General features: G+C 66.0%; 16 protein-coding genes and 1 pseudogene. 8 read left to right on the top strand and 9 right to left on the bottom strand.

Annotation, left to right across the window (positions count from 1 at the left end; translation table 11 throughout):
* Positions 1-317: pseudogene (locus Q1L59_RS02355) on the bottom strand (IS4/IS5 family transposase); the annotation flags it as partial.
* A 735-nt stretch (positions 318-1,052) separates the two neighbouring features.
* Here Q1L59_RS02355 and Q1L59_RS02360 point away from each other — a divergent pair.
* Together Q1L59_RS02360 and Q1L59_RS02365 are read left to right on the top strand one after the other, a co-directional pair.
* Positions 1,053-2,036: a M28 family peptidase gene (locus tag Q1L59_RS02360; RefSeq protein ID WP_300327712.1), complete on the top strand. Its 984-nt coding sequence runs from the start codon at positions 1,053-1,055 to the stop codon at positions 2,034-2,036.
* Between the two features lie 116 nt (positions 2,037-2,152).
* Entirely contained in the window at positions 2,153-2,575 is a 423-nt protein-coding gene (locus tag Q1L59_RS02365) for a hypothetical protein (RefSeq protein ID WP_300327689.1), read from the top strand.
* A 182-nt stretch (positions 2,576-2,757) separates the two neighbouring features.
* On the opposite strand, the gene Q1L59_RS02370 is transcribed toward Q1L59_RS02365, so the two are convergent.
* Positions 2,758-3,015, bottom strand: a complete 258-nt coding sequence (locus Q1L59_RS02370) for a hypothetical protein (RefSeq protein ID WP_300327690.1) — start codon at positions 3,013-3,015, stop codon at positions 2,758-2,760.
* 176 nt (positions 3,016-3,191) lie between these two features.
* On the opposite strand from Q1L59_RS02370, the gene Q1L59_RS02375 reads away from it, so the two are divergent.
* The 3 genes from Q1L59_RS02375 to Q1L59_RS02385 all read left to right on the top strand — a co-directional run bounded on the left by Q1L59_RS02375 (position 3,192) and on the right by Q1L59_RS02385 (position 6,891).
* Complete coding sequence (locus Q1L59_RS02375) at positions 3,192-3,683, top strand: DUF6398 domain-containing protein (RefSeq protein WP_300327691.1); 492 nt, start codon at positions 3,192-3,194, stop codon at positions 3,681-3,683.
* Between the two features lie 413 nt (positions 3,684-4,096).
* Complete coding sequence (locus Q1L59_RS02380; RefSeq protein WP_300327692.1) at positions 4,097-4,813, top strand: response regulator; 717 nt, start codon at positions 4,097-4,099, stop codon at positions 4,811-4,813.
* Positions 4,810-6,891 (top strand): HAMP domain-containing sensor histidine kinase, encoded by a 2,082-nt coding sequence (locus Q1L59_RS02385; protein WP_300327693.1) that lies wholly within the window; start codon positions 4,810-4,812, stop codon positions 6,889-6,891. The genes Q1L59_RS02380 and Q1L59_RS02385 overlap by 4 nt, the downstream gene beginning before the upstream one ends.
* 172 nt (positions 6,892-7,063) lie before the next feature.
* Here the strand turns inward: Q1L59_RS02385 and Q1L59_RS02390 are convergent, their stop codons facing one another.
* The 5 genes from Q1L59_RS02390 to Q1L59_RS02410 form a co-directional block, all read right to left on the bottom strand.
* A complete protein-coding gene (locus Q1L59_RS02390; protein WP_300327694.1) occupies positions 7,064-8,497 on the bottom strand; it encodes a hypothetical protein in 1,434 nt (477 codons plus the stop codon).
* A 1-nt stretch (position 8,498) separates the two neighbouring features.
* Positions 8,499-9,782, bottom strand: a complete 1,284-nt coding sequence (locus tag Q1L59_RS02395; protein ID WP_300327695.1) for an SPFH domain-containing protein — start codon at positions 9,780-9,782, stop codon at positions 8,499-8,501.
* A 332-nt stretch (positions 9,783-10,114) separates the two neighbouring features.
* Positions 10,115-10,564 (bottom strand): SCP2 sterol-binding domain-containing protein, encoded by a 450-nt coding sequence (locus Q1L59_RS02400; protein ID WP_300327696.1) that lies wholly within the window; start codon positions 10,562-10,564, stop codon positions 10,115-10,117.
* Positions 10,561-11,484, bottom strand: a complete 924-nt coding sequence (locus Q1L59_RS02405) for a U32 family peptidase (RefSeq protein WP_300327697.1) — start codon at positions 11,482-11,484, stop codon at positions 10,561-10,563. The genes Q1L59_RS02400 and Q1L59_RS02405 overlap by 4 nt, the downstream gene beginning before the upstream one ends.
* Before the next feature lie 13 nt (positions 11,485-11,497).
* On the bottom strand, positions 11,498-12,508 hold the full coding sequence (locus tag Q1L59_RS02410) for a peptidase U32 family protein (protein WP_300327698.1): 1,011 nt from the start codon (positions 12,506-12,508) through the stop codon (positions 11,498-11,500).
* Between the two features lie 179 nt (positions 12,509-12,687).
* Between Q1L59_RS02410 and Q1L59_RS02415 the strand changes: the two genes are divergently transcribed.
* Both Q1L59_RS02415 and Q1L59_RS02420 read left to right on the top strand, forming a co-directional pair.
* A complete protein-coding gene (locus Q1L59_RS02415; RefSeq protein WP_300327699.1) occupies positions 12,688-14,220 on the top strand; it encodes a DUF2868 domain-containing protein in 1,533 nt (510 codons plus the stop codon).
* Positions 14,217-15,722 (top strand): GTPase domain-containing protein, encoded by a 1,506-nt coding sequence (locus Q1L59_RS02420; protein ID WP_300327700.1) that lies wholly within the window; start codon positions 14,217-14,219, stop codon positions 15,720-15,722. The genes Q1L59_RS02415 and Q1L59_RS02420 overlap by 4 nt, the downstream gene beginning before the upstream one ends.
* Positions 15,723-15,800: 78 nt before the next feature.
* On the opposite strand, the gene Q1L59_RS02425 is transcribed toward Q1L59_RS02420, so the two are convergent.
* Positions 15,801-17,027, bottom strand: a complete 1,227-nt coding sequence (locus Q1L59_RS02425; protein ID WP_300327701.1) for an HD-GYP domain-containing protein — start codon at positions 17,025-17,027, stop codon at positions 15,801-15,803.
* Between the two features lie 92 nt (positions 17,028-17,119).
* On the bottom strand, positions 17,120-18,286 hold the full coding sequence (metK, locus tag Q1L59_RS02430; protein ID WP_300327702.1) for a methionine adenosyltransferase: 1,167 nt from the start codon (positions 18,284-18,286) through the stop codon (positions 17,120-17,122).
* Between the two features lie 260 nt (positions 18,287-18,546).
* Here metK and Q1L59_RS02435 point away from each other — a divergent pair, with 260 nt between their 5' ends.
* Positions 18,547-19,416, top strand: a complete 870-nt coding sequence (locus tag Q1L59_RS02435) for a lysophospholipid acyltransferase family protein (protein WP_300327703.1) — start codon at positions 18,547-18,549, stop codon at positions 19,414-19,416.
* Position 19,417 lies beyond the last annotated feature (1 nt).

The raw sequence follows: 19,417 nt of genomic DNA on the forward strand, positions 1-19,417 counted from the left end.
CTCTTCGGGTCGAAGGCTTCGCGTAACGCGGGCGAGGCCGGCAGGTCATACTTGGAGCCATCAATGGCAAAGACCGACAGTCCCTGCCAGGTCGCATCCGCGGACGCCGGCCAAAGCGCATAGGCGAGCCCTACGGCATCGTGATGCACTTGCTCAAAGGCCGTCCAGGGAAGCTTGGCACGCGCTTTGGTCACGGTACTGCGATGGACGGCTTCCGCTTCCGGCCACAGACCACTCCGTCGGGCATGACGAAAGAACGCGCCGGCTTGGCCATCAACCCCCTGGCCTTTCCCACTGCCCGTCAGTGAAAGCAGCAAGACGAAGACCGCCGAAAGCGTCAGTTTGCTCTGCCGAACAAAGGCCTTCGGGGAAAGAGAAAGCCCTCGTAGAAAGAGAAAGCCCTCTTAAAGAGAGGCGATCCGGAATCAGCTGAAGAAACGCATCAAAAACAGACGATAGCTGGCATGTATTTTGCAGACCGTTTCCGTGTCATTATCATGGTCTCAATGTAAAAATACTCTTTTGCATCAATGGCCTAAAGTGGATTATGCCGGGATTTGGCCTAATTCAACAGCATTGGGGTAAGGACCAGCCGGGTGACGAGCGGTTCAGGGAGCAGATCGAAAAGCGCGCCACTCGACGAGTTGCCTCAAAGAGCGGCGGTAGACCAAGAGGCAATGGCAATCGTGGCTGACCGCGTTTCCTGACCGTGACCCTCTCTTCCTGGTAAGCCTGTTTCCCAACCGCTTGACAGCGCTGGACCGAACAAGTCCCGTTCTTTGCGCGTATAATCAGCGCGCTAATGGTCGCTGCGAGCGTGGACACGCTGCGCCATTGTCAGCAAGGCATTGCTCTAGCGTTTTTTTCTTGGCCGGCGTTCTCATCTTCCTGGATGTCCGCTCGAAGCTTTTTTCTCGGCATGCACCCACTTGGCCCAGCCACCGAGCTCGGCCGACAAGCGATTCAGGTCGCGGCTTGGCGCGATCCAAGCCTATTCGTCAGGCATCAATCAACTCCATTTCTCCGTGACTCGTCGCTTCGCCTTCCTCGCAATCCTTGGCGCCATTTTATTTGGCGCGTGGCTGGTTTCCGTTCAGCCTTTCGTTTCGCCTATCCCGTCCAAACCACCGGTGGTCGATCAAGTTCGATTGCAAGAGATCGTACGGCACCTCTCGGTCGGGCTTTATCCGCGCAGCGTTGATCAAGCCACGAAATTGACGGCTGCCGGGATGTACATCCGGGACGCGTTCGTTGCCGCCGGAGCAACTGTCGAACTTCAGGACGTTATCGTTGAAGGCGAACGCTTCTTCAACGTGATTGCTCGCTTCGGTCCGAGTCAAGGTTCGCTGATCGTTGTCGGCGCGCACTACGACTCGCACGCGCATCTTTCGGCGAGCTCAAGAAACCGAGAGCCGTACAGTCGCGATACGCACACTCCCGGGGCCGATGACAACGCCAGCGGGGTTGCCGGACTTGTCGAATTGGCATTTCTGCTCTCGAAAGTTCAGCTTCAGCAGCCGGTCGAACTGGTGGCCTATACGCTCGAGGAACCTCCGCACTTTCGCACGGAGCACATGGGCAGCGCTTGGCACGCCAAGTCGCTCAAGGCCGCGCAGCGAAACGTCGCGCTGATGATTTCGCTCGAGATGATCGGCTACTTCACGGACGCCCCCGACAGCCAAACCTTTCCTCTGCCCGGTATGGGGGCGCTGTATTCAACCAGGGGCGATTTCATATCGATCGTCGCTCGTCCTCAAGATTGGTCGCCCACGCGAAGCCTCAAGGCGGCAATGTTGGGTGCCTCGGACCTGCCGGTTCGCTCGATAAATGCGGTATCCGCGATAGCGGGGATCGACTTTTCAGATCACCGCAGCTACTGGGCTGAAGGCATCCCCGCGGTGATGGTCACAGACACCGCGTTCTACCGAAACGCCGAGTACCACAGGGCTGGCGACACCTTCGAGCGACTCGACTACGCACGAATGGCCAAGGTGGTCCAGGGCGTGTACTCGTTCATCACGAATCAGCACCATTGAAGTCCGTCGACGCCCCCGCAGGGGATGTAAATGGAGCCGCGCCGGTGTCCTCTGCTTCGCTCAGCCCGCCGTCGCTCCCCCGCGCGGGGCGGAGTCAGGCGTCACGCGCAAGCACCGTGGCACTCGTCAAGCTTCTCAGGTACCTTTGGGCTGCACCTGCCTCAACGGTTGGCGCCACGGTCGCTCTGGTCGGCGCGCCGCTCGGCGCCCGTTGCGCCTGGCACGCCGGTGTACTCGAAGTCAGCTTGATCGGTCGCCACGGGACGGCGAACTCGCACAGACATTCACTGCCATTCACGGCGATCACATTGGGCCATGTCGTGGTCGCGGTGAGCAAGGAAGAGCATGTCCGTCTACGTGCTCACGAGAGAGCGCATGTCGCCCAGTACGAACGCTGGGGACCGCTGCTCCTCCTCGCCTATCCGGCCGAGAGCTTGCTCCAACTGCTTCTGGGTCGGCGGCCGTACCAGGACAACCGGTTCGAGGTCCAAGCTCGGCGGGTTGCAGCGGCGCAGGCACCGCGCTGTCGGCAACCGTGAGTGCCAAGCCTTGGCGCGAGGCGCCGACAGTCGTGTGGCACTCGGCTCCGGCGACGGTGTAGCCCTGCTCCATCTTCCGTCGCCGGGCCACGCCGGCGCGGGCGCTTCAGAGGGGAGTGAATTCCTCGCTCTGGCACGACGAAACATGGACGGCGATCGACGGTGCGAGCCTTGGCCCCGGCTCAGCCGAGCGTCAGCCGAAAGCCGTCGTGCGGGCAGATCTCTTCCGAGGTGTCTTCGAGGATCATCGCGTCGAGCAGCAGGCGAACCTTGGCGAGCATGCAGGCCGACAACGCGGCACTGTTCTCCAGGACCAGTTCTTCGCCGGCCTTCATCGCCCGAACCAGCGGGCCGTAATGGAAAGACAGGTCCTGACCGTCCCAGCATTGGCTGCCGATCAGTTCGTCAAGGTCAGTATGCTTGGTGCACGCGTGGATCATTTTTTCCTCCGTGGAGCAGAAGGTCCTGAATTGATTAACGGAGTGGTGTTGGAAGAAGTTGAGTCGGTGGCTGCGATCGAACATCAGCCGAGCGCGTTGGCGAAAGCTTTGCGAGAATACGAATCCCGCTCTTAACTATGGAGGTCAGATCCTTGTCGCAACGAATCCCCAATGCCATGGCCGAGAAGTTCGCCGCCATCACCGCCCTGACCGATGACTTCTGCGCTGAAAAGCTGAACGAGGAGTACCGTGAAATGATCCGCCAGGTGGTCGGCGCGCTGGCCAGAAAGCGCCCATCACCACTGTTGCGCGGGACCGAAAGGGTCTGGGCCGCAGGCGCCGTGCACGCGGTGGGACGGGTCAACTTCCTCGACGACTCTTCCCGCACACCGCACTGCAAGCCGCGCGTGATCTACGAGTTCTTCGGCGTCGCCGAGAGTACTGGGCAGAACAAGTCCAAGGAGATCCGGGACCTCCTCGGCATGGATCCGATGGCGCCGGCGTGGACCTTGCCTAGCCAACTCATGCGGAATCCGATGGTCTGGATGCTGCGGGTGAACGGAATCCTGGTAGACATTCGACGCGCTTCTGTCGAATTGCAGAGGATGGCCTTTGCCAAGGGCCTGATTCCGTTTGTTCCCGCCGACCAGCCGGTCGATGAGCAATGATCTGAAGGCGGACAGCCTTACGTCCTCTGGCAACGACGCTCGTCTGCGCGCAAGGCGGATGCGGTTTTCCAATTCGGTCACTGCCGGCGTGTGATCGCCGCCTCGCGCGCGCCGCGCCTGCAAAATGGGCGGGAAGGCGCACTCGATGTGCTGGCTGCGCAAGTGAGCTGGCCTGGCGCAGCGCGCCCGGCTACTCGCTGGCAAGCCTTGATGCCCGTTCGAGCATCCCTCTCGTGCGTGTCGCTCGACACAGATTTCGACCCGAAGCGCAGAGCCGACCGGCAACGCTGCGGCAGTCTCTCTTCCGGTGCTTTGGCGCCTCTCCCACGCCGTGAACAAACACTCACGCGGCGGGAATGCTTCTTCCGGAGAAATCGGAGATACTTGAGCAAATCCCCTACGGAGCGCGAGCGATGCTCAAAGTCGCTGTCATCGAAGACGACCGGCCCACCAGCAACCAGCTCGCTGAGTGGATTCTCGCAGCCAGGCCGGGCATTCGGGTCGAGCAGTGGTTTACCCGTGACGAAGCCGAAGCCGCGATCGCCCGCGAGAACTACGACCTGGTCGTGCTCGATATCGAGTTGGGGCGCGAGCGCCATGCTGGCGTGGCGATCATCAACGCGATCAACAAAGGCGGGCGTGGGACGCCGGTGCTGGTCGTCTCGGCCATGCCGGCGACGATCTACCGCAGCATCATGAAGGCGCTCGATGCCTGGGACTACCTGCAGAAGACGACTTTCTCCGAGTCCGATTTCGTCGACACTTTCCTCGAGATTCTGCGCACCGCGCACGACCGCGAGCACGGCAAGACGAACGCCGCTTGCAGCGATGAGCTGTCGCTCGACCCGCTCCGCCAGGCGGCTCCGCTGTGGCGCGGCAAGCGGGTCAACCTGCCGCTGACGGCGCAGCGGATTCTCGCCACGCTCTACGAGAAGCGTGGCCAGGTGGTTTCCTACGAGGAGTTCTTCCAGGTCGTGAAGAGTGGTCGCAACCGGGACAACGTGCGCAAACACATCAGCGCGATCCGCGAGGCCTTCCGCGAGTTCGATGAAGACTTCGACCGCATCGAGAACATCCCGATGCGTGGTTTTCGTTGGTCCGACCCGCTGGCCGACGCTGCCCGCCGATGAGCGCGGGGCTCGCCTGGTTGGCGTCGTTCCGTCTGCGCATCCTCTTTCGCGGCGCGTTCCTGTTGCTTGCGCTGGCCGTTCTGACGATGGCGGTCACTGTCCTGCAGGAGGAAAAGCAGCGCAGCTACGATACCTACCAGGCGAGCTTCGCCAAGACCAAGGAACAGATCGCCGCTCGCCTGCGCCACCCGGCCGGGCAGCTCGCGCTGCTCAATCCACCGCGCAGCGCGGCGCCGGCCAACGCTGTACGTCCGGTCGTCCTGCCCTTTTCGGGCATCGACTTCGACGATCAGAACAAGGTTCGTCATGCGGTCGAAATGGCCGGCTGCCTGGTCCAGTACCGCAACTACGGCAGCCTCTGCGTGGCCATCGGCAACAACCCATGGGCGGGCGGCTTCATCTACGCCGCAGGCACCTTCGCCAGCGCGCCGTTGGTAGCGCACCGCATTGGTGACGAGCTGCTCGATGGCGCGCACCGCCTGCGCGTCAGCGTCGCCCTGCGCGGCGAAACCTACCGCTGGCTCGCTCCCTTTGAACCGCTTGCCGCCCACAGCCGGCCGCCGAACGAGGGCGTTCGCGGGCGGTTCACCGGATACGTCGAAGTCGACGAGCGGGATTATTCCGGGCAGAAGCCGGTGAAGGAATTCCGCGGCTGGGTCTGGCAGAGCGGCGTGTGTCTGGACGCGCAGGATGAGGTGGCCAATTGCCAGCGGAAGTCGTTTTTCTCGCTACGGTTGCCGATCGAAGTCCTCAGCCAGGCGCTGTTGCACGGGAAGAGGCCGCCTTGGCCGCCGCCCGATCTCGATCAGTTTCGGGTTCGCCTCGAGGTACTGCCGCCCGGCGATGCGCCGGCGCTGTTCGACAGCAACGAGGACGGAGCGCTGCCGCCATTCTCGCTCAACGACCTGACCAGCCTGCTGTTGCCCGGCGAGACGTTGAGCGTGCGCAAGGGCGTCGCTGGCAAGGATATCGAGGTCGCCCATCTGAGGGGCCAGGACGACGCACTCGAAGCGTTCTCGCCGCTGCTCACGCGCCTGATCCGCAAGCTGCCGGTCGACACCTACAATGCTCCGGTCGAGCTGGTCGACGAGGTCGCAACACCCTTGGGCAGCTACCAGATCGTCCTCCGCGGCGATGCGCGCAGCGTGAACCGGACGCTCAGCGCCGTCGCCACACGCGTTTCGTGGTTCGTCGGCGCCATGCTGCTGGCGATCGCCGTCGCCTGGCTGGTGATCGAAGCGGGAATCATCCGCCGCATTACCCGCCTCACCCGGCGCGCCAGCGACCTCTCGCGCAGCGTCCAGACGACCGGCGGGCTGGAACGTTTCGACTTGGCCGACCTGCGCGGCAGCGACGAGCTCGGGATCCTGGCCAATTGCCTGAATGAGCTGCTGCGGCGGGCGAAGGAGGACGCCGAGCGCGAGCGCATTCGGGCCGAGCAGGAGAAGGACCAGTGGCACGCCGTCGGGCACGAGATCATGTCGCCGCTGCAATCGCTGTTGGTCCTGCATGGCGACCCGGACGACCCGAGTCACCGCTACATCAGCCGAATGCAGCAGGCCGCGCGCATCCTCTACGGCGGCGCCAGCCCGAGCGAGGCCTTCCAGTCTTCGTCGATCGAGGTGCTGTCGGTCGACCTCGCCGAGTTTCTCCAGCATGTCGCGGATAATGCGGGCTTTGCCGATCTGAGCTACTGCCCGGCGGAGGGTCCGGTTCTCGTGCGCGCCGACGAATACGCCCTCGAGGACGTATTCACGCACGTGCTGAAGAACGCCGAGCGCTGCCGGCGGCCAGGCACGCCGATCACGATGACGCTGCAGACGAGCGACACTGCCGCCACGGTATCCATCCACAACGTCGGCAAGCCGATTCCCGACGAACTCCTGGAACGGATCTTCGAGTACGGGGTGTCCGACCAGATCGACTCCGGCGCCAATGGCAACCGCGGCCAAGGCCTTTTCGTCGCCAAGACCTACATGGCCAAGATGGGCGGCACGATTGTGGCCAGCAACGCCGAGGATGGCGTGAGTTTCGTCCTGACGCTGCAACGGGTGCGCAGCGGAGCGGGCCGAATGTGACGTGTGGCGGGAAGGCCAAGCCACCAAGCCCGGCTATGGCGGCTCGCCTTCGAGTAGCGCGTCTCCGGACGGAGCTTGGCGGACGACCAGGCAGTGCGCAGCCAACGCGCAATTGCCTGCCGCAAGCGATCCGGATTCCCCGCGCCGTCGTCCGCTCGCCATGCACGGCCATTCAGCGCAGACTCACCGTCTGCGCCTTCCAGAGCGGACTCTGCCAGCGATAGAAGGCGCTGAGCGAAGCCGGCCGGTCAGCCGAGCGCTCGACGGCAAGTGTAGAGAGGTTGATCAGCTCGAAGCTTGTCTTGTAGCGGCCGTTCAGCTTCGTCTCGCGCGCCGCGAGCATCTGTGACGATCCGGGCACCCAGCCGGCGAACTCGAGATAGCCGAGATTCGGCTGGTCATTCGCCGGCGGGATGACATCGACCGTCCACCCGGCAGCGCCATGCCGGAACACCCAGAGCTCACGCCAGGTGTCGAGCGGCTGCACGGCGACGGTCACCGCGCTTCCCTGTGGATGCACGGCGGCCGAAGCCGGCCACACCGTTCCATAGGTGCAGCGGGTGAAGAGCGGGGGTTGCGCGCCGTTCCCGGTCTGGACGAGGTCGATGCACGTTTCGCCGGGTTGTCCGGAGCGCGTGGCGATGGCCAGCCCGCCGGCTGCCTTGAGCGGAGCGACGGGGACACCCGGTTCGGCGGCCCAGCGCGAAGCACCGACGCGCAGCGCCGCGTCACTGTAGGCCGCGGCATCGCTTTCCGCCAGTTCGCTCTTGTTGATCGCAGCCAATTCGCTCAGTGCGCGGGTGGCGGCCTGCGCAACGGCGGCAGGGCCGAATTCCGGCCGCCGCGCGCGCTGCCAGGCAAGGCTCGCCCAGACGCCAGCCCGGCGCAGGTGCAGGCGGTTCTTCAGCACCTCCGGGAGCTGCGCGCTGTTCAGCCGGTCGAGCACCTCAGCGCGCCAGTTGTCGAGCGTGAAGCGTTCGATCGGGGTCAGTTCCGGCGAGACGCAGTCGTGCCGGGTCAGCGCCAGCGCCGCCAGCGCTTTCTGCACGTCACTCGCGCGCAAGGCCAGCACCCGGCGAAACGCCTCACCGTTGTAGCAGAGGCGGACCTGATCGTCACGCTCGAGGCTGACCATGTCGACGCCATAGTGGGCAGCAACCTCGAGATGTGCGCCAAGCGTGTTGTCAGGGGCCTTGCCCTGGCGCGCCGTCGCACGCTGCGCGAGGCGCTCAGCAAACGCGCCGAGGGCATCGAACACCTCGCCGTCGATCGCCTCGGCCGGCGCTGCCTTGAGATAGGCCGCCGCGTAGCTGATTCCCAAGGCTTCCGCTCCCGGTGTGTCGCGCAGAAAGCGGACGACAGCGAGCAACTCGGGAGCGTTCTCCGGCTTCAATGCCTGCTGCCGTACCTGGCTTGCGCGCAGATAGCCCGCGCGCTCGCGGCGGTGGTCATAGACCTGCAGATAGTCGCCCTTGCTGCCCCGGATTTCGAGACTGTCGCCCTGCCAGAGGAGCGCATGCTGCGCGGCGGACTCGCGCGGTGCGGCGCGCAGCACGGCCTGATCCTGGGTGACGATGGCGATGACGGTGAGAGCGGTGGCGAGCATGTCAGCGTCCCTGCTCGGCGGAGTCTTCGGCGGCGACCGGATCGCTCCTCGGCAGTGCCTTGGGCTGATCGCGGCTGGCCGAGTTGCTGCCGAGCAGCGTCGCGCCGATGAAGCCGCCGTCGCTGGGCGGCGGCGCGATGATCACCGAGATCTTGTCGGAGAGTTTATCGGCCAGCGTCTTCTGGATCAGCAGGGGGTTCTTCGAGATCAGCGCGCCATCGCGCGCGAGTTGCTCGCTGGCGATCTTGCCGAGGCGCTCCTGCCGATAGGCGTCGGCATCGGCCAGTTTCTGGCGCGAATCGGCTTCGCCTGCCGCCTCGATCCGGCGTGCCTGCGCTGCGGCTTCGGCGTTCTTGATCCGCGCGGTCTTCTCCGCTTCGGCTTCCAGCGCGCGTTGTTCGATCTGCTTCTGCTTGAACGGCAGGATGTGCTTCATCGCTTCGGCCTGCGCCTTGGCGGCGATGATCTGTTCCTGGCCGGCCGCCTCGGCCGCCTTTTCTCGGCGAACTTTCTCGGCCTCGGCTTCGAGCTCGCTTTCCCGGACCTGCTTGTCCTTGAGTTCGAGCGTGTAGCGCATCTTCTCGGTCGCCAGTCCCTCGGCGAGCAGACTCTCCATGCCGGCCTTGAAATCGGCGGGCAGGTCGACCTTGCCGATGCTCACCGAGTCGAGGACGATCCCGTTCGCGGCCAGGCGCGGTTTCAGTTCCTGCTCGATGACTTGTTCGATCTCCTGGCGCTTGCTCGAGAAAACCTCGCGCACGGTATAGCGCGCCAGCGTTTTGTGGAGGACGCCGCGGACCAGTGGATCGACGACCTGGTTGCTGAGGTCCTCGGGCAGGGTACGAGCGATTGCGGCGATCTGCTGCCGATCGAGCGCGTAGCGCACCGAGACGTCGACCCCGAGGGAAAGGCCCTCCACCGACTGGAAGGGAGCCGATCCGTTGGCGCTGATGCCGTCGGTCGGGCGATAGAGCTGGTCACGCAGCGAGAAGCGGCGCAGCTCGTGCAGCCGCGGGACGACGAGTACCGCGCCTTCGGAGACTTCGACCGACTCGCCGGTGAACTGGTTGAGGCGCACGCCGATCTCGCCGCGGTCGATGCTCTGCATCGGCGGATGAGCGTAGAGGGCATAAGCCGCGGCGGCCAGTCCGCCGATGGCGATGAGTCTGACAGCGCGCTGCCGCGGCGTGCCGCTACTGCTGGCGGCGAGCGGTGCGCCCGTGGTGGCGACGCCGTCCAGCGCTTCGCGCAGGCGCTGAACGATTTTGGTGAATTGAGCTTTCATCAGATCTCTTCCCGGAACATGATCTTCGACGAGTGGGGCAATCGCCCGGCCGTGGGGGCGGGAAGATCGGTCCGCACCCTGGTTCGGCATGGGGTGCATGGTCGTCGAGGGGCCGCGGAAGATTCAACGGCGACGCGGGGGCAGTTTGTTCACGAACCGGGAGCGTTTCTTCCGGGCCGAGTACGTTTGCTCACGGGGTGAAGAAATCGTTGGTTGCAGTGACCTTGCCTAGCTGTTCCGGCCAACGCGACACCGTTTTGCCGGCGCGCGCAATGGCCGGCGCGATCGGCGCCGCAAGCTCCGCGCCTGGAGCGCGGGCAAGCCGACGCGCGCTACGCCTGGCGACCGGGGAACGGCAGGCGTGGCCAGTCGATCGCGTCGAGCATGTTCTTGACCAAGAGCCCCAGCTCGGTATCGCCGACGATCGACAGCTCGCGGTTGAAAAACAGCGTGTCGGGATCTTCCTGGCGCGCGAGCAACTGCAGGAATGCCGAAAGATTGGCCCGGAAAGAGAGGTCGGGTTTCGCTGGAACGGTCAGCAGCGGACGAAAGCGGCCGCCGCGGCAGGCGAAGCACGCCTGCCCGCCGGCGTCGAGCACTTCGACAAGGAAACTGCGCCCTTCCATCTGCGCCAGGCTTTCCTTCGGCAGCAGGCCGGCGAGCGCGGCAAGGTTGAGCGCGCTGGCCAGGGCGAGCGAATGTGGCCACTGCGGCAAATGGACGCCAAGCGCAGCGACCAGCCCGGGCAGGCGAAAGCGTGGGATGGTGAAAGTCTGATTCATTGCGGATTTCCTTGCGGTGTTGCGTTCGGCACCGGGTGCTGGCGGACGATGCCGGCCTGGCCAAACCAGTAGCCGTCTACCGTTGGCGTTGCCGCCCACGCCGTCGTCTCGGGATCGACGGCTTGCCCGCGGCGAGCGGCGTCGAAAGCGGCGATGATCTCGTCCATCGCGTGCGCCTGTGGGCTGATGCGCACGACTTCGATTCCCATGCGCAGCATCTCGGGAACTTCGCCGAGCAGATTGAGCGTCTGCGCCGACATCGTCTGGATGCCGTTGAGGGCCAGAAACGGCTGGCCCTCGCGCGTCCGCACGGTAAGCCCATCCGGATGATCGAGGCACTTGAACTGACAGTCGTCCTTGTTCAGACCGTAATGGCGCGCAGTGAAACAGCGCGCCGAAAAAGCCAGCGGCAGCTTGCCGAAGACGAAGACCTCGGTCGCCACGCCGGGTGGCCGGCTCCGGTGCAGCGTCTCGACCAGCCGGCGATCGCCCTCGAGCGGCGGCACCCAGCGTTGCAGGCCGTAGCGGGCAAAGGTGGCGAGCGTCGTCTCGTTGTAGATGTTCAGATGCGGCCCGCCGACGAAAGGCCGCCCGGCGGCGATGCCGACCGCGCTCAGATCGTTCGCTTCGAGTCGGCAATTGGCGATGTCGGACACTTCGTCGGCGATTCGCCGCAAGGCGCGCAGATCGCTTTCCGACTCGAGCAGAGCCTGCGCCGAAACGACGACTTCCTTGCCGGCAGCGCTCAGATCGCGCGCCAGCGCCAGCCAGTCGGCGACGCGAATCTGTTGTCGGCGGGAGCAGACGACTTCGCCCAGGGCAAGGATATCGACCGCTGGATTTGCCGCCATTTCGGCGTAGAAAGCGAAAACCTCGGCCTTCGGCCAGAAGAAGAGCAGGGGTCCAAGCGCCAGTCGCATCGTTCTTCCCCGGCTAGCGCCACGGCCGGTTGTACGCGCCGAGGGTGACCTGATGGCCTTCGGACAGTTTCGCCAGCTCGCTCTGCCAGGCGGGCTTCACGCTGAAGTGCTGCCGATCGCGCGCCAGTTCGTCAAGCGCCGCACGCAAGGTGCGGGTGACCTGCGCGACGTAGATCGGGCTGCGCTGGCGACCCTCGACTTTGATCGCAGCGACGCCGATGTCGGCGATCGCCGGGAGAATTTCCAGCACGTTGAGGCTGGTCGGCTCTTCGAGCGCGTAATAGACCTCGCCGCCGACCTCGAATCGGCCTTTGCACAGCGTCGGATAGCCCGCCGCTTCGTCGTTGCCGAAGCGGTCGATCAGGATGCCGTTCAGGCGTGTCGCCATCTGCCCGGGCGAGCGTTCCCACTGCACGTACTTGGCCGGCGAACACGCGCCGACGGTATTCGGTGATTCCCCGGTGGCGTACGACGAGAGCCAGCAGCGGCCTTCGTTCATCACGCACAGGCTGCCAAAGGCGAACACCTCGATTTCGACCGATGTATTGCGGATCACCGTTTCGACCTGGGCCAGCGTCAGCACGCGCGGCAGGACGGCGCGCTGCACGCCGAATTCGCGCTGCACGAAATTGACCGCTTCATAGCTCGTTGCCGACCCCTGCACCGAGAGATGCAGGCGTAATTCGGGGTGCCGCTGGCGCGCGTAGGCGAGCAGACCGATGTCGGCCAGAATCACCGCATCGACGCCGAGTTCGGCGGCTCCGTCGACGGCGCGCTGCCAGTCGGCAAAACGTCCGGGCTGGGCAAAGGTATTGATCGCCATCAGCACGCCGCGCCGGCGCGATTGCGCGTAGCGGATGCCTTCGCGCATCGCCTTCTCATCGAAATTCAGACCGGCGAAGTTGCGCGCATTGGTATCGTTGCGATAGCCGAGATAAACCGCGTCTGCGCCATGGTCGACGGCCGCCTTGAGGGCCGGCAAGCTACCGGCAGGACAAACGAGCTGGGGGACTTTGCGTTGCACGACATCAAACCTCGTCCGGTGAGTCGAGCAGTATAGTCATCCGTGCTCGAGCGCGCTTGATTCCGGTCAAAGTGCGCGCATCGTCGGCGCTCTGCCGGGCTCTTGCGGCGCGCTGGCGGCTCGCCGTTGATCGGCCAATCTCCCTGCCGGCGCTCAAGCTTATTTGCTATCCTTGGCCGATGGACGAGCGCGTAGCCTTGCTGACCCTGGCCGTTCGTGCGGTGGAGACCGCCGACCGCGAGCGCCGCACGTGGACCGACGAAGACCGGGCGTGGGCGAGTCGCGCCGCCGCCGAAGTGGTCGGCGAAGGCGCCAGCCCGGCAGATTTCGTCGCCCAGCGTGCGCGCCTGGCGTGGCAGCGCCTGGCCAGTCGCGAGGCGGCTTTCGTGCGCGCCGTCGAACGTCTGCACTGGCGTCCGGCGATTGGCGGTGGCCTGCTGCTGGTCGCGCTGGCCGCCGGCCTGGCGATCGAACGGATCGGTTCCGAACAGCGAATCAACCTGCTTGCCCTACCCGTTCTCGGCCTGCTGGCGTGGAACCTGCTCGTCTATCTCGGGCTGCTCGCCAGTCTTCTGCTGCGCCTGCGCAAGCGCCGGCTGCCCACCGGGCGAACACCGCTGAGCGCGCTGGAGTGTGTGGACGAATCGGCGGGCGCGCCGGGCGAGGCGCGGCCAGCGACGCTGTTGCCGGCGGGCGCCCTGCTGCGTCGTCTGCTGGTCGCCGGGGCGGCCGGCGTGGTCTGGCGCTGGCCGCGGCGCGCCGGGGTGTTGACCGAAAGTACGCTGAGCCGACTGCTGGCCGACTGGAGTCGCCTCGCCGCTCCGCTCTACGCCGCGCGCGCCGCCCGCCTGCTGCACTGCGCAGCGGCGCTCTTCGCGCTCGGCGTCATTGCCGGGTTCTACCTGCGCGGCATTGCCTTCGAGTATCGTGCCGGCTGGGAGAGCACCTTTCTCTCGCCGACAACGGTACACACGCTGCTTGGCTGGCTGTTTGCGCCAGGCTTGTGGCTGACCGGGCAGACGCTGCCCGAGCTAGCGGCGCTACGCTTTACTTCGGGGTCGGCTGGAGTCAATGCGGCGCCCTGGTTGCACCTGCTCGCGGCGACGCTGTTTACCGTGGTCGTCGTGCCGCGCTTGCTGCTCGCTGCGCTCAAGCTCCTGCGCGAGCGGCAGCAACTGCGGCTGCTCGTCGCCGATTTCTCAGCGCCGTATTTCCAGGCGCTGCTGCGCGGCTATCAGTCTGCCCCGCTGCGCTTGAGCGTGATTCCTTACAGCTATCACCCGTCGCCCGCGGCGCTCGATGGTCTGCACAAGGTGGCGGCGCGCGTTTTTGGCGGCCGCCCGCTGCTCGCGTGCATGGCGCCGGTCGCTTACGGCGACGAAGATGTCTTGCCGGCGGCCAGCCGACCCGCGCCCGGCACGCCGGCTTGCGCGCTGTTCAATCTGGCGGCGACGCCCGAGCGCGAAGCGCAGGGGGCTTTCCTCGGCGCTCTGCGCGCGTGCCTGGCGGGCGCGCCCTTGCTCGCCGTGGTCGACGAGGCGGCGTGGCGGGCACGTTTCGGCGCTGCCGACCGGCGGCTGGTCGAACGCCGCGCCGCGTGGCAGGCGGGGCTGGCCGAGTTCGGGTTGACGCCGATCTTCGTCGATCTCGCGCAACCCGATCTGGGCGCCGTGCAGGCCGCGCTCGACGCACTGCCGGAGGCGCTGCGATGAGCGGTGGCGAGACGATTGCGCTGTCGCTGATCTCGCACACCAACGCCGGCAAGACGACGCTCGCCCGGACGCTGCTTGGGCGCGAGGTCGGCGAGGTGCGCGACGCGCCGCACGTGACGCGCGAGGCGAGCGCGCACACACTGATCGAAACGCCGGCCGGCGACGCCCTGCTCCTCTGGGACACGCCTGGTTTCGGCGACAGCGCTCGTCTGGCGCGGCGCCTGCGCCAGCAGGGCAATCCGATCGGCTGGTTTCTCAGTCAGGTGTGGGATCGCTTCCGCGACCCCGCCTTCTGGCTGTCGCAGTTGGCGGTACGCAATGTGCGCGAGCAGGCGGATGTCGTGCTCTACCTGGTCAATGCCGCCGAGGTACCGGCCGAGGCCGGTTACCTGAGCCCGGAAATGGACATCCTGGAATGGATCGGGCGGCCGGTGATCGTCCTCCTCAACCAGACCGGCGCGCCGCGCCCGCCGGCCGACGAGGCCGCCGACGAGGAGTGCTGGCGCCAGGCGCTGGCCGGGCGAAGCCTGGTGCGCTCGCTGTTGACGCTGGATGCGTTTACCCGCTGCTGGGTGCAGGAGGGACTGCTCCTGGCGGAGGTCGGCAAGGTGCTGAGCGGCGAGCGCCAGGCGGCCGTCGGGCGCCTGGCCAGCGCCTGGCGCGCGCGTCGTGAAGCGCAGTTTGCCGAGGCGATGGCAGTGCTCGCGGCCAGTCTGGCGCGGGCGGTCAGCGACAGCGAAGCGCTCAGCGAGGGACGGCTGAAAGGCGCTCTGCGCGACCTCGGACGAGCGATCGGGGTGAGCCGGGCAAGCGGCGACGACGAGCAGACGCGCGCGCTGGCGGCGCTCGGCGCGCGGCTCGACGCCGACCTGCTGACGACGCTCGATCGCCTGATCGCGCTCCATCAGCTCGCCGGCCAGGCGAGCGCCGACCTGCGCGAGCGTCTGGCGCGCACGGTGCAGCGCCAGGCGCCGGTCAATGAGTCCACCGCGGCGCTGCTCGGTGGCGCGGTCTCCGGTGCTCTGGGCGGCCTTGGCGCTGACCTGGCGACCGGCGGGCTGACCTTGGGCGGCGGGCTGCTCACCGGCGCCGTACTCGGCGCGCTGAGTGCTGCCGGCCTGGCGCGCGGGGTCAATGTCGCACGCGGTCGCCTCGGCGCCAGCCTGCGTTGGGACGACGCTTTCCTGACCGCGCTGGCCGGCAGCCTGCTCCTGCGCTATCTGGCGGTCGCGCACTACGGGCGCGGGCGCGGCGAATGGCGCGAAGCCGAGTATCCGGTGTTCTGGCCGCCCCTGGTCGACGAGGTCGTCCTGCTCCAGCGCTCGGCGCTGCTCGCGGCGTGCACCGGGCGCGATACGCTGAGCGGCGAGGCGCTTGCGCGTCGCCTGCAGCCGCTGCTGAGCGAGATGGCGCGCACGTTGCTCAAACGCATCCATCCGGCAGCACGCGCGACGCTAAGCGCCGACGGCGCGAATGGAGCGGCGCAAGATCGGATCGCATGATCGGGCGCCGGCGGCTCGCCAGCGATCGGCGCCGGCCGATCCACGACGAGCGCCCAGCCGGGTGCGCTCGGCCTGCGCCTACGTGTTAGCCGACCAGATTTCCTGCAGATCAGGGAAGTTCCACTTTGCCGGGTCTTCCCGGTTGACGATCTTGCTGGCCAAGCCGGGGCGCGCGAGGTCGATCACCTCAGGCGCGATGCGCGCGTTCGCGCGCGTCGAAAAGAACACCTTGACGCGCGGGCTGAGCAGCGACTGCTCGCCCTGCTCGACGACCACCGCCAAGCGCCCGCAGCTCAGGCGCACCAGCGAGCCGATCGGGTAAATGCCGATCGCCTTGACGAACGCCTGGAAGACCGTCGGGTCGAAGTGTCCCTTGCTCCACTCGGCCATCTTGCGCAGCGATTCGGCCGGGTCCCAGCCAGCTTTGTACGGCCGGTTCGAGGTGATTGCGTCATAGACGTCGCAGACCGCGCCCATCTTGGCGTACAGGCTGATGGCATCGCCCTGCAGCCGTTCCGGATAACCCGATCCGTCGACCTTCTCATGATGGTGGAGAACCACATCGAGCGCGATCGAATCGACGGCCGCACCCTCGCACAGCATGCGATAACCCGCCTCCGGGTGCGATTTGATGATCGCGAACTCGGCGTCGGTCAGCTTGCCCGGCTTGTTCAGCACTTCGCTCGGCATCTGCGCCTTGCCCAGGTCGTGCAGCAGTCCGGCGATACCGATCGAGCGCGTCTCTTCCGGTGCGATGCCCATTTGTCTGGCCAGGGCGACCATCAGCGCGCAGACGGCGACCGAGTGCATGTAGGTATAGTCGTCGGCAGTCTTCAGGCGCGCCAGGCTGATCAGCGCGCCCGGGTTGCGCGTCACCGAATCGGAAATCTCCTCGACCAGGCGCTGTGCGCCCCCCGTATCGACCGCTCGGCCAAGGCGCGCCTCCTCGAACATCGAAGTGACCGCCTGCCGCGAGCGGGCCACGATGCGTGCGGCGCGGTTGAATTCGGCAGCGGCGGGGACTCGCCGAAGGTCGCGCGTCGTGCGCGCGAGCGCGGCGAGTTCGGCGTCGACCTGCGCTTCCGATTCGGCCAGTGAAACGACCTTTTCCTCGGGCGCGACGTCGATGCCCTTGCTGCAGTCTATCCAGATTTCCTTGATGCTGCTCGTCCGGATCGCCTGCAGGTCGGCCGGATCATTCAGAACAAAGGCCGAGCGCCAGAAGGGATGCTCCATCCACGAACCGCAGAATTCCTTGATATGCATGCCCAGGGCAAGCTGATCGACGCTGATTCGCTTGAGCATGGTGATCTCCCGGGGTGAACAGAGGGGTCGGCGCCATGGCGGGTTGGAGAGAGTGCGCCGGCGCACCGCGTGCGTCGGCGGATGAACGACGACTAGACGCCGGCTTCAGCGCTCAGCGCACCTGCCTTGTCGATCGCTTCCCAGGTGAACTCGGGTTCGTCGCGCCCGAAGTGCCCGTAGGCCGCTGTCTTGCGATAGATCGGGCGGAGCAGATCGAGCGACTGAATGATTCCCTTTGGCCGCAGGTCGAAATGCCGCTCGATCAAGCTGGCGATCGCATCGTCGCTCAGCTTGCCGGTGCCGAAGGTATTGACCATCAGCGAGACCGGCCGGGCGACGCCGATCGCGTAGGCGACCTGCACCTCGCAGCGGTCGGCGAGGCCGGCAGCGACGACGTTCTTGGCGACGTAGCGTGCCGCATAGGCGGCCGAACGGTCGACCTTCGACGGGTCCTTGCCCGAGAAAGCGCCACCGCCGTGGCGGGCAGCGCCACCGTAGGTATCGACGATGATTTTGCGCCCGGTCAGGCCGCAGTCGCCGTGCGGCCCGCCAACGACGAAGCGCCCGGTCGGGTTGACGAGAAAGCGCGTGCCGGCATCGAGCAGGCTCTTTGGTACGACCGGCTTGATGATCTCCTCGATCACCGCCTCGCTGATCTGCGCGTGCGAGACTTCCGGATCGTGCTGCGTCGACACGACGACGGTGTCGATCGACGACGGCTTGCCGTCCACGTAGCGCACGGTGAGCTGACTCTTGGCATCCGGGCGCAGCCACGGCAGCCTGCCGTCACGCCGCAGCTCGGCCTGACGTTGCATGATGCGATGCGCGTAGTGGATGGGCAGCGGCATCAGCGACGGCGTTTCGTTGCAGGCATAGCCGAACATCAGACCCTGGTCGCCGGCGCCCTGGTCGAGGTCGAGCCCCTGACCCTCATTGACGCCTTGCGCGATGTCGGGCGACTGGCGGTTGATCGCCGTCAGGATGGCGCAGCTCTTGTAATCGAAACCGATTTCCGAATTGTTGTAGCCGATGCGGCGGACCGCGTCCTGGGCAATCTCGCGGTAGTTGATGTGCGCCTTGGTCGTGATCTCGCCCGAGATGACGACCAGACCGGTGGACACCAGCGTTTCGCAGGCGACTCGCGCGGGTGGATCGTCGGCCAGGATGGCGTCGAGGATGGCATCGGAAATCTGGTCGGCGACCTTGTCCGGATGGCCTTCGGAAACCGATTCCGAGGTAAAGAGGTACTCCTTGCTCATGCTGCATCTGCTCCAAAATGAAAAACCCCGAAACGGCGGCGTTGCCGGCTCCGGGGTTCGAGCAGACGACGCTTTAGCAGTATTTTACGGCCGCTTCTGCGACGCTCCGCCCTGCAAGTTGTCCTGATTAACTCGGCGGATGGATAATTATAGTTTTTCTTCGTGTCGTCGGTCAAACCCTGCGTCTACCCGGCGCTCGCGCGACCCCGCAGATCGCCCTCAATCGCCCTCGATCGCCCGCCATTGCCCCCGAACCCGTTGTGAGCATCGTCTTTCGTCTCCTCGGCCATCTGCCGCTGTCCGCGCTGCACGTCCTCGGGTGCTGCTTCGGCTGGCTTGCCTGGCTGTTCTCGCCGACTTACCGGCGGCACCTGCGCGAGAACATGCAGCTCGCGCTCGGTGCCAGCGAGGCGGCGCGTCTGCGTGGCGCAGCGATCGGCGAAGCCGGCAAGCAGATGCTCGAGCTGCCGCGCATCTGGCTGCGCCCGCTCGCCGAGACGGCGGCGCGCGTCGTCAGCGTTTCCGGCTGGGAGCTGGTCGAGGCGGCGACGCGACGCGGCAAGGGGATTCTTTATCTGACCCCGCACCTGGGCTGCTTCGAAGTGACCGCGCAGTATCTGTCGACGCGCGCGCCGATCACCGTGCTCTACCGACAGCCGAAGCAGGCCTGGCTGCAGGCGATGGTCGAGGCGGGCCGGGCGCGCGAGCAACTGCATCTGGCGAGCGCCGACCTGGCCGGCGTGCGCACGCTGCTCAAGGCGCTACGCCGCGGTGAAGCGGTCGGCATGCTGCCCGATCAGGCGCCGCGCGCCGGCGAGGGTCGCTGGCTCGACTTTTTCGGCAAGCCGGCCTACACGATGACGCTGGCGGCGCGCCTGGCCGACAGTGGGGCGGCGGTGATCATGGTCTGGGCCGAAAGGCTGCCGGGTGGCGCGGGCTATCATTTTCGGCTGCAGGAACCGCGGCGGCCGATCCGCGGTACGCTCGAGGAACGCGCGCAACAGATCAATCACGAGATCGAGGATCTGATCCGCCAGTGCCCGCAGCAGTACCTGTGGGGATACAACCGCTACAAGCAGCGTCGGAGCAGCCAGCCGCCCGGCGCGCTGGCCGAGAAGGACGACGGATGAG

The organism is Accumulibacter sp. (assembly GCF_029255125.1).
Lineage (GTDB): Bacteria > Pseudomonadota > Gammaproteobacteria > Burkholderiales > Rhodocyclaceae > Accumulibacter.

Coding starts and splice junctions, on each gene's coding strand:
- Q1L59_RS02415 (WP_300327699.1), top strand. CDS start 12,688: ATGGACGAGCGCGTAGCCTTGCTGACCCTGGCCGTTCGTGCGGTGGAG.
- Q1L59_RS02375 (WP_300327691.1), top strand. CDS start 3,192: ATGGCCGAGAAGTTCGCCGCCATCACCGCCCTGACCGATGACTTCTGC.
- Q1L59_RS02380 (WP_300327692.1), top strand. CDS start 4,097: ATGCTCAAAGTCGCTGTCATCGAAGACGACCGGCCCACCAGCAACCAG.
- Q1L59_RS02425 (WP_300327701.1), bottom strand. CDS start 17,027: ATGCTCAAGCGAATCAGCGTCGATCAGCTTGCCCTGGGCATGCATATC.
- metK (WP_300327702.1), bottom strand. CDS start 18,286: ATGAGCAAGGAGTACCTCTTTACCTCGGAATCGGTTTCCGAAGGCCAT.
- Q1L59_RS02405 (WP_300327697.1), bottom strand. CDS start 11,484: ATGCGACTGGCGCTTGGACCCCTGCTCTTCTTCTGGCCGAAGGCCGAG.
- Q1L59_RS02400 (WP_300327696.1), bottom strand. CDS start 10,564: ATGAATCAGACTTTCACCATCCCACGCTTTCGCCTGCCCGGGCTGGTC.
- Q1L59_RS02395 (WP_300327695.1), bottom strand. CDS start 9,782: ATGAAAGCTCAATTCACCAAAATCGTTCAGCGCCTGCGCGAAGCGCTG.
- Q1L59_RS02420 (WP_300327700.1), top strand. CDS start 14,217: ATGAGCGGTGGCGAGACGATTGCGCTGTCGCTGATCTCGCACACCAAC.
- Q1L59_RS02370 (WP_300327690.1), bottom strand. CDS start 3,015: ATGATCCACGCGTGCACCAAGCATACTGACCTTGACGAACTGATCGGC.
- Q1L59_RS02390 (WP_300327694.1), bottom strand. CDS start 8,497: ATGCTCGCCACCGCTCTCACCGTCATCGCCATCGTCACCCAGGATCAG.
- Q1L59_RS02385 (WP_300327693.1), top strand. CDS start 4,810: ATGAGCGCGGGGCTCGCCTGGTTGGCGTCGTTCCGTCTGCGCATCCTC.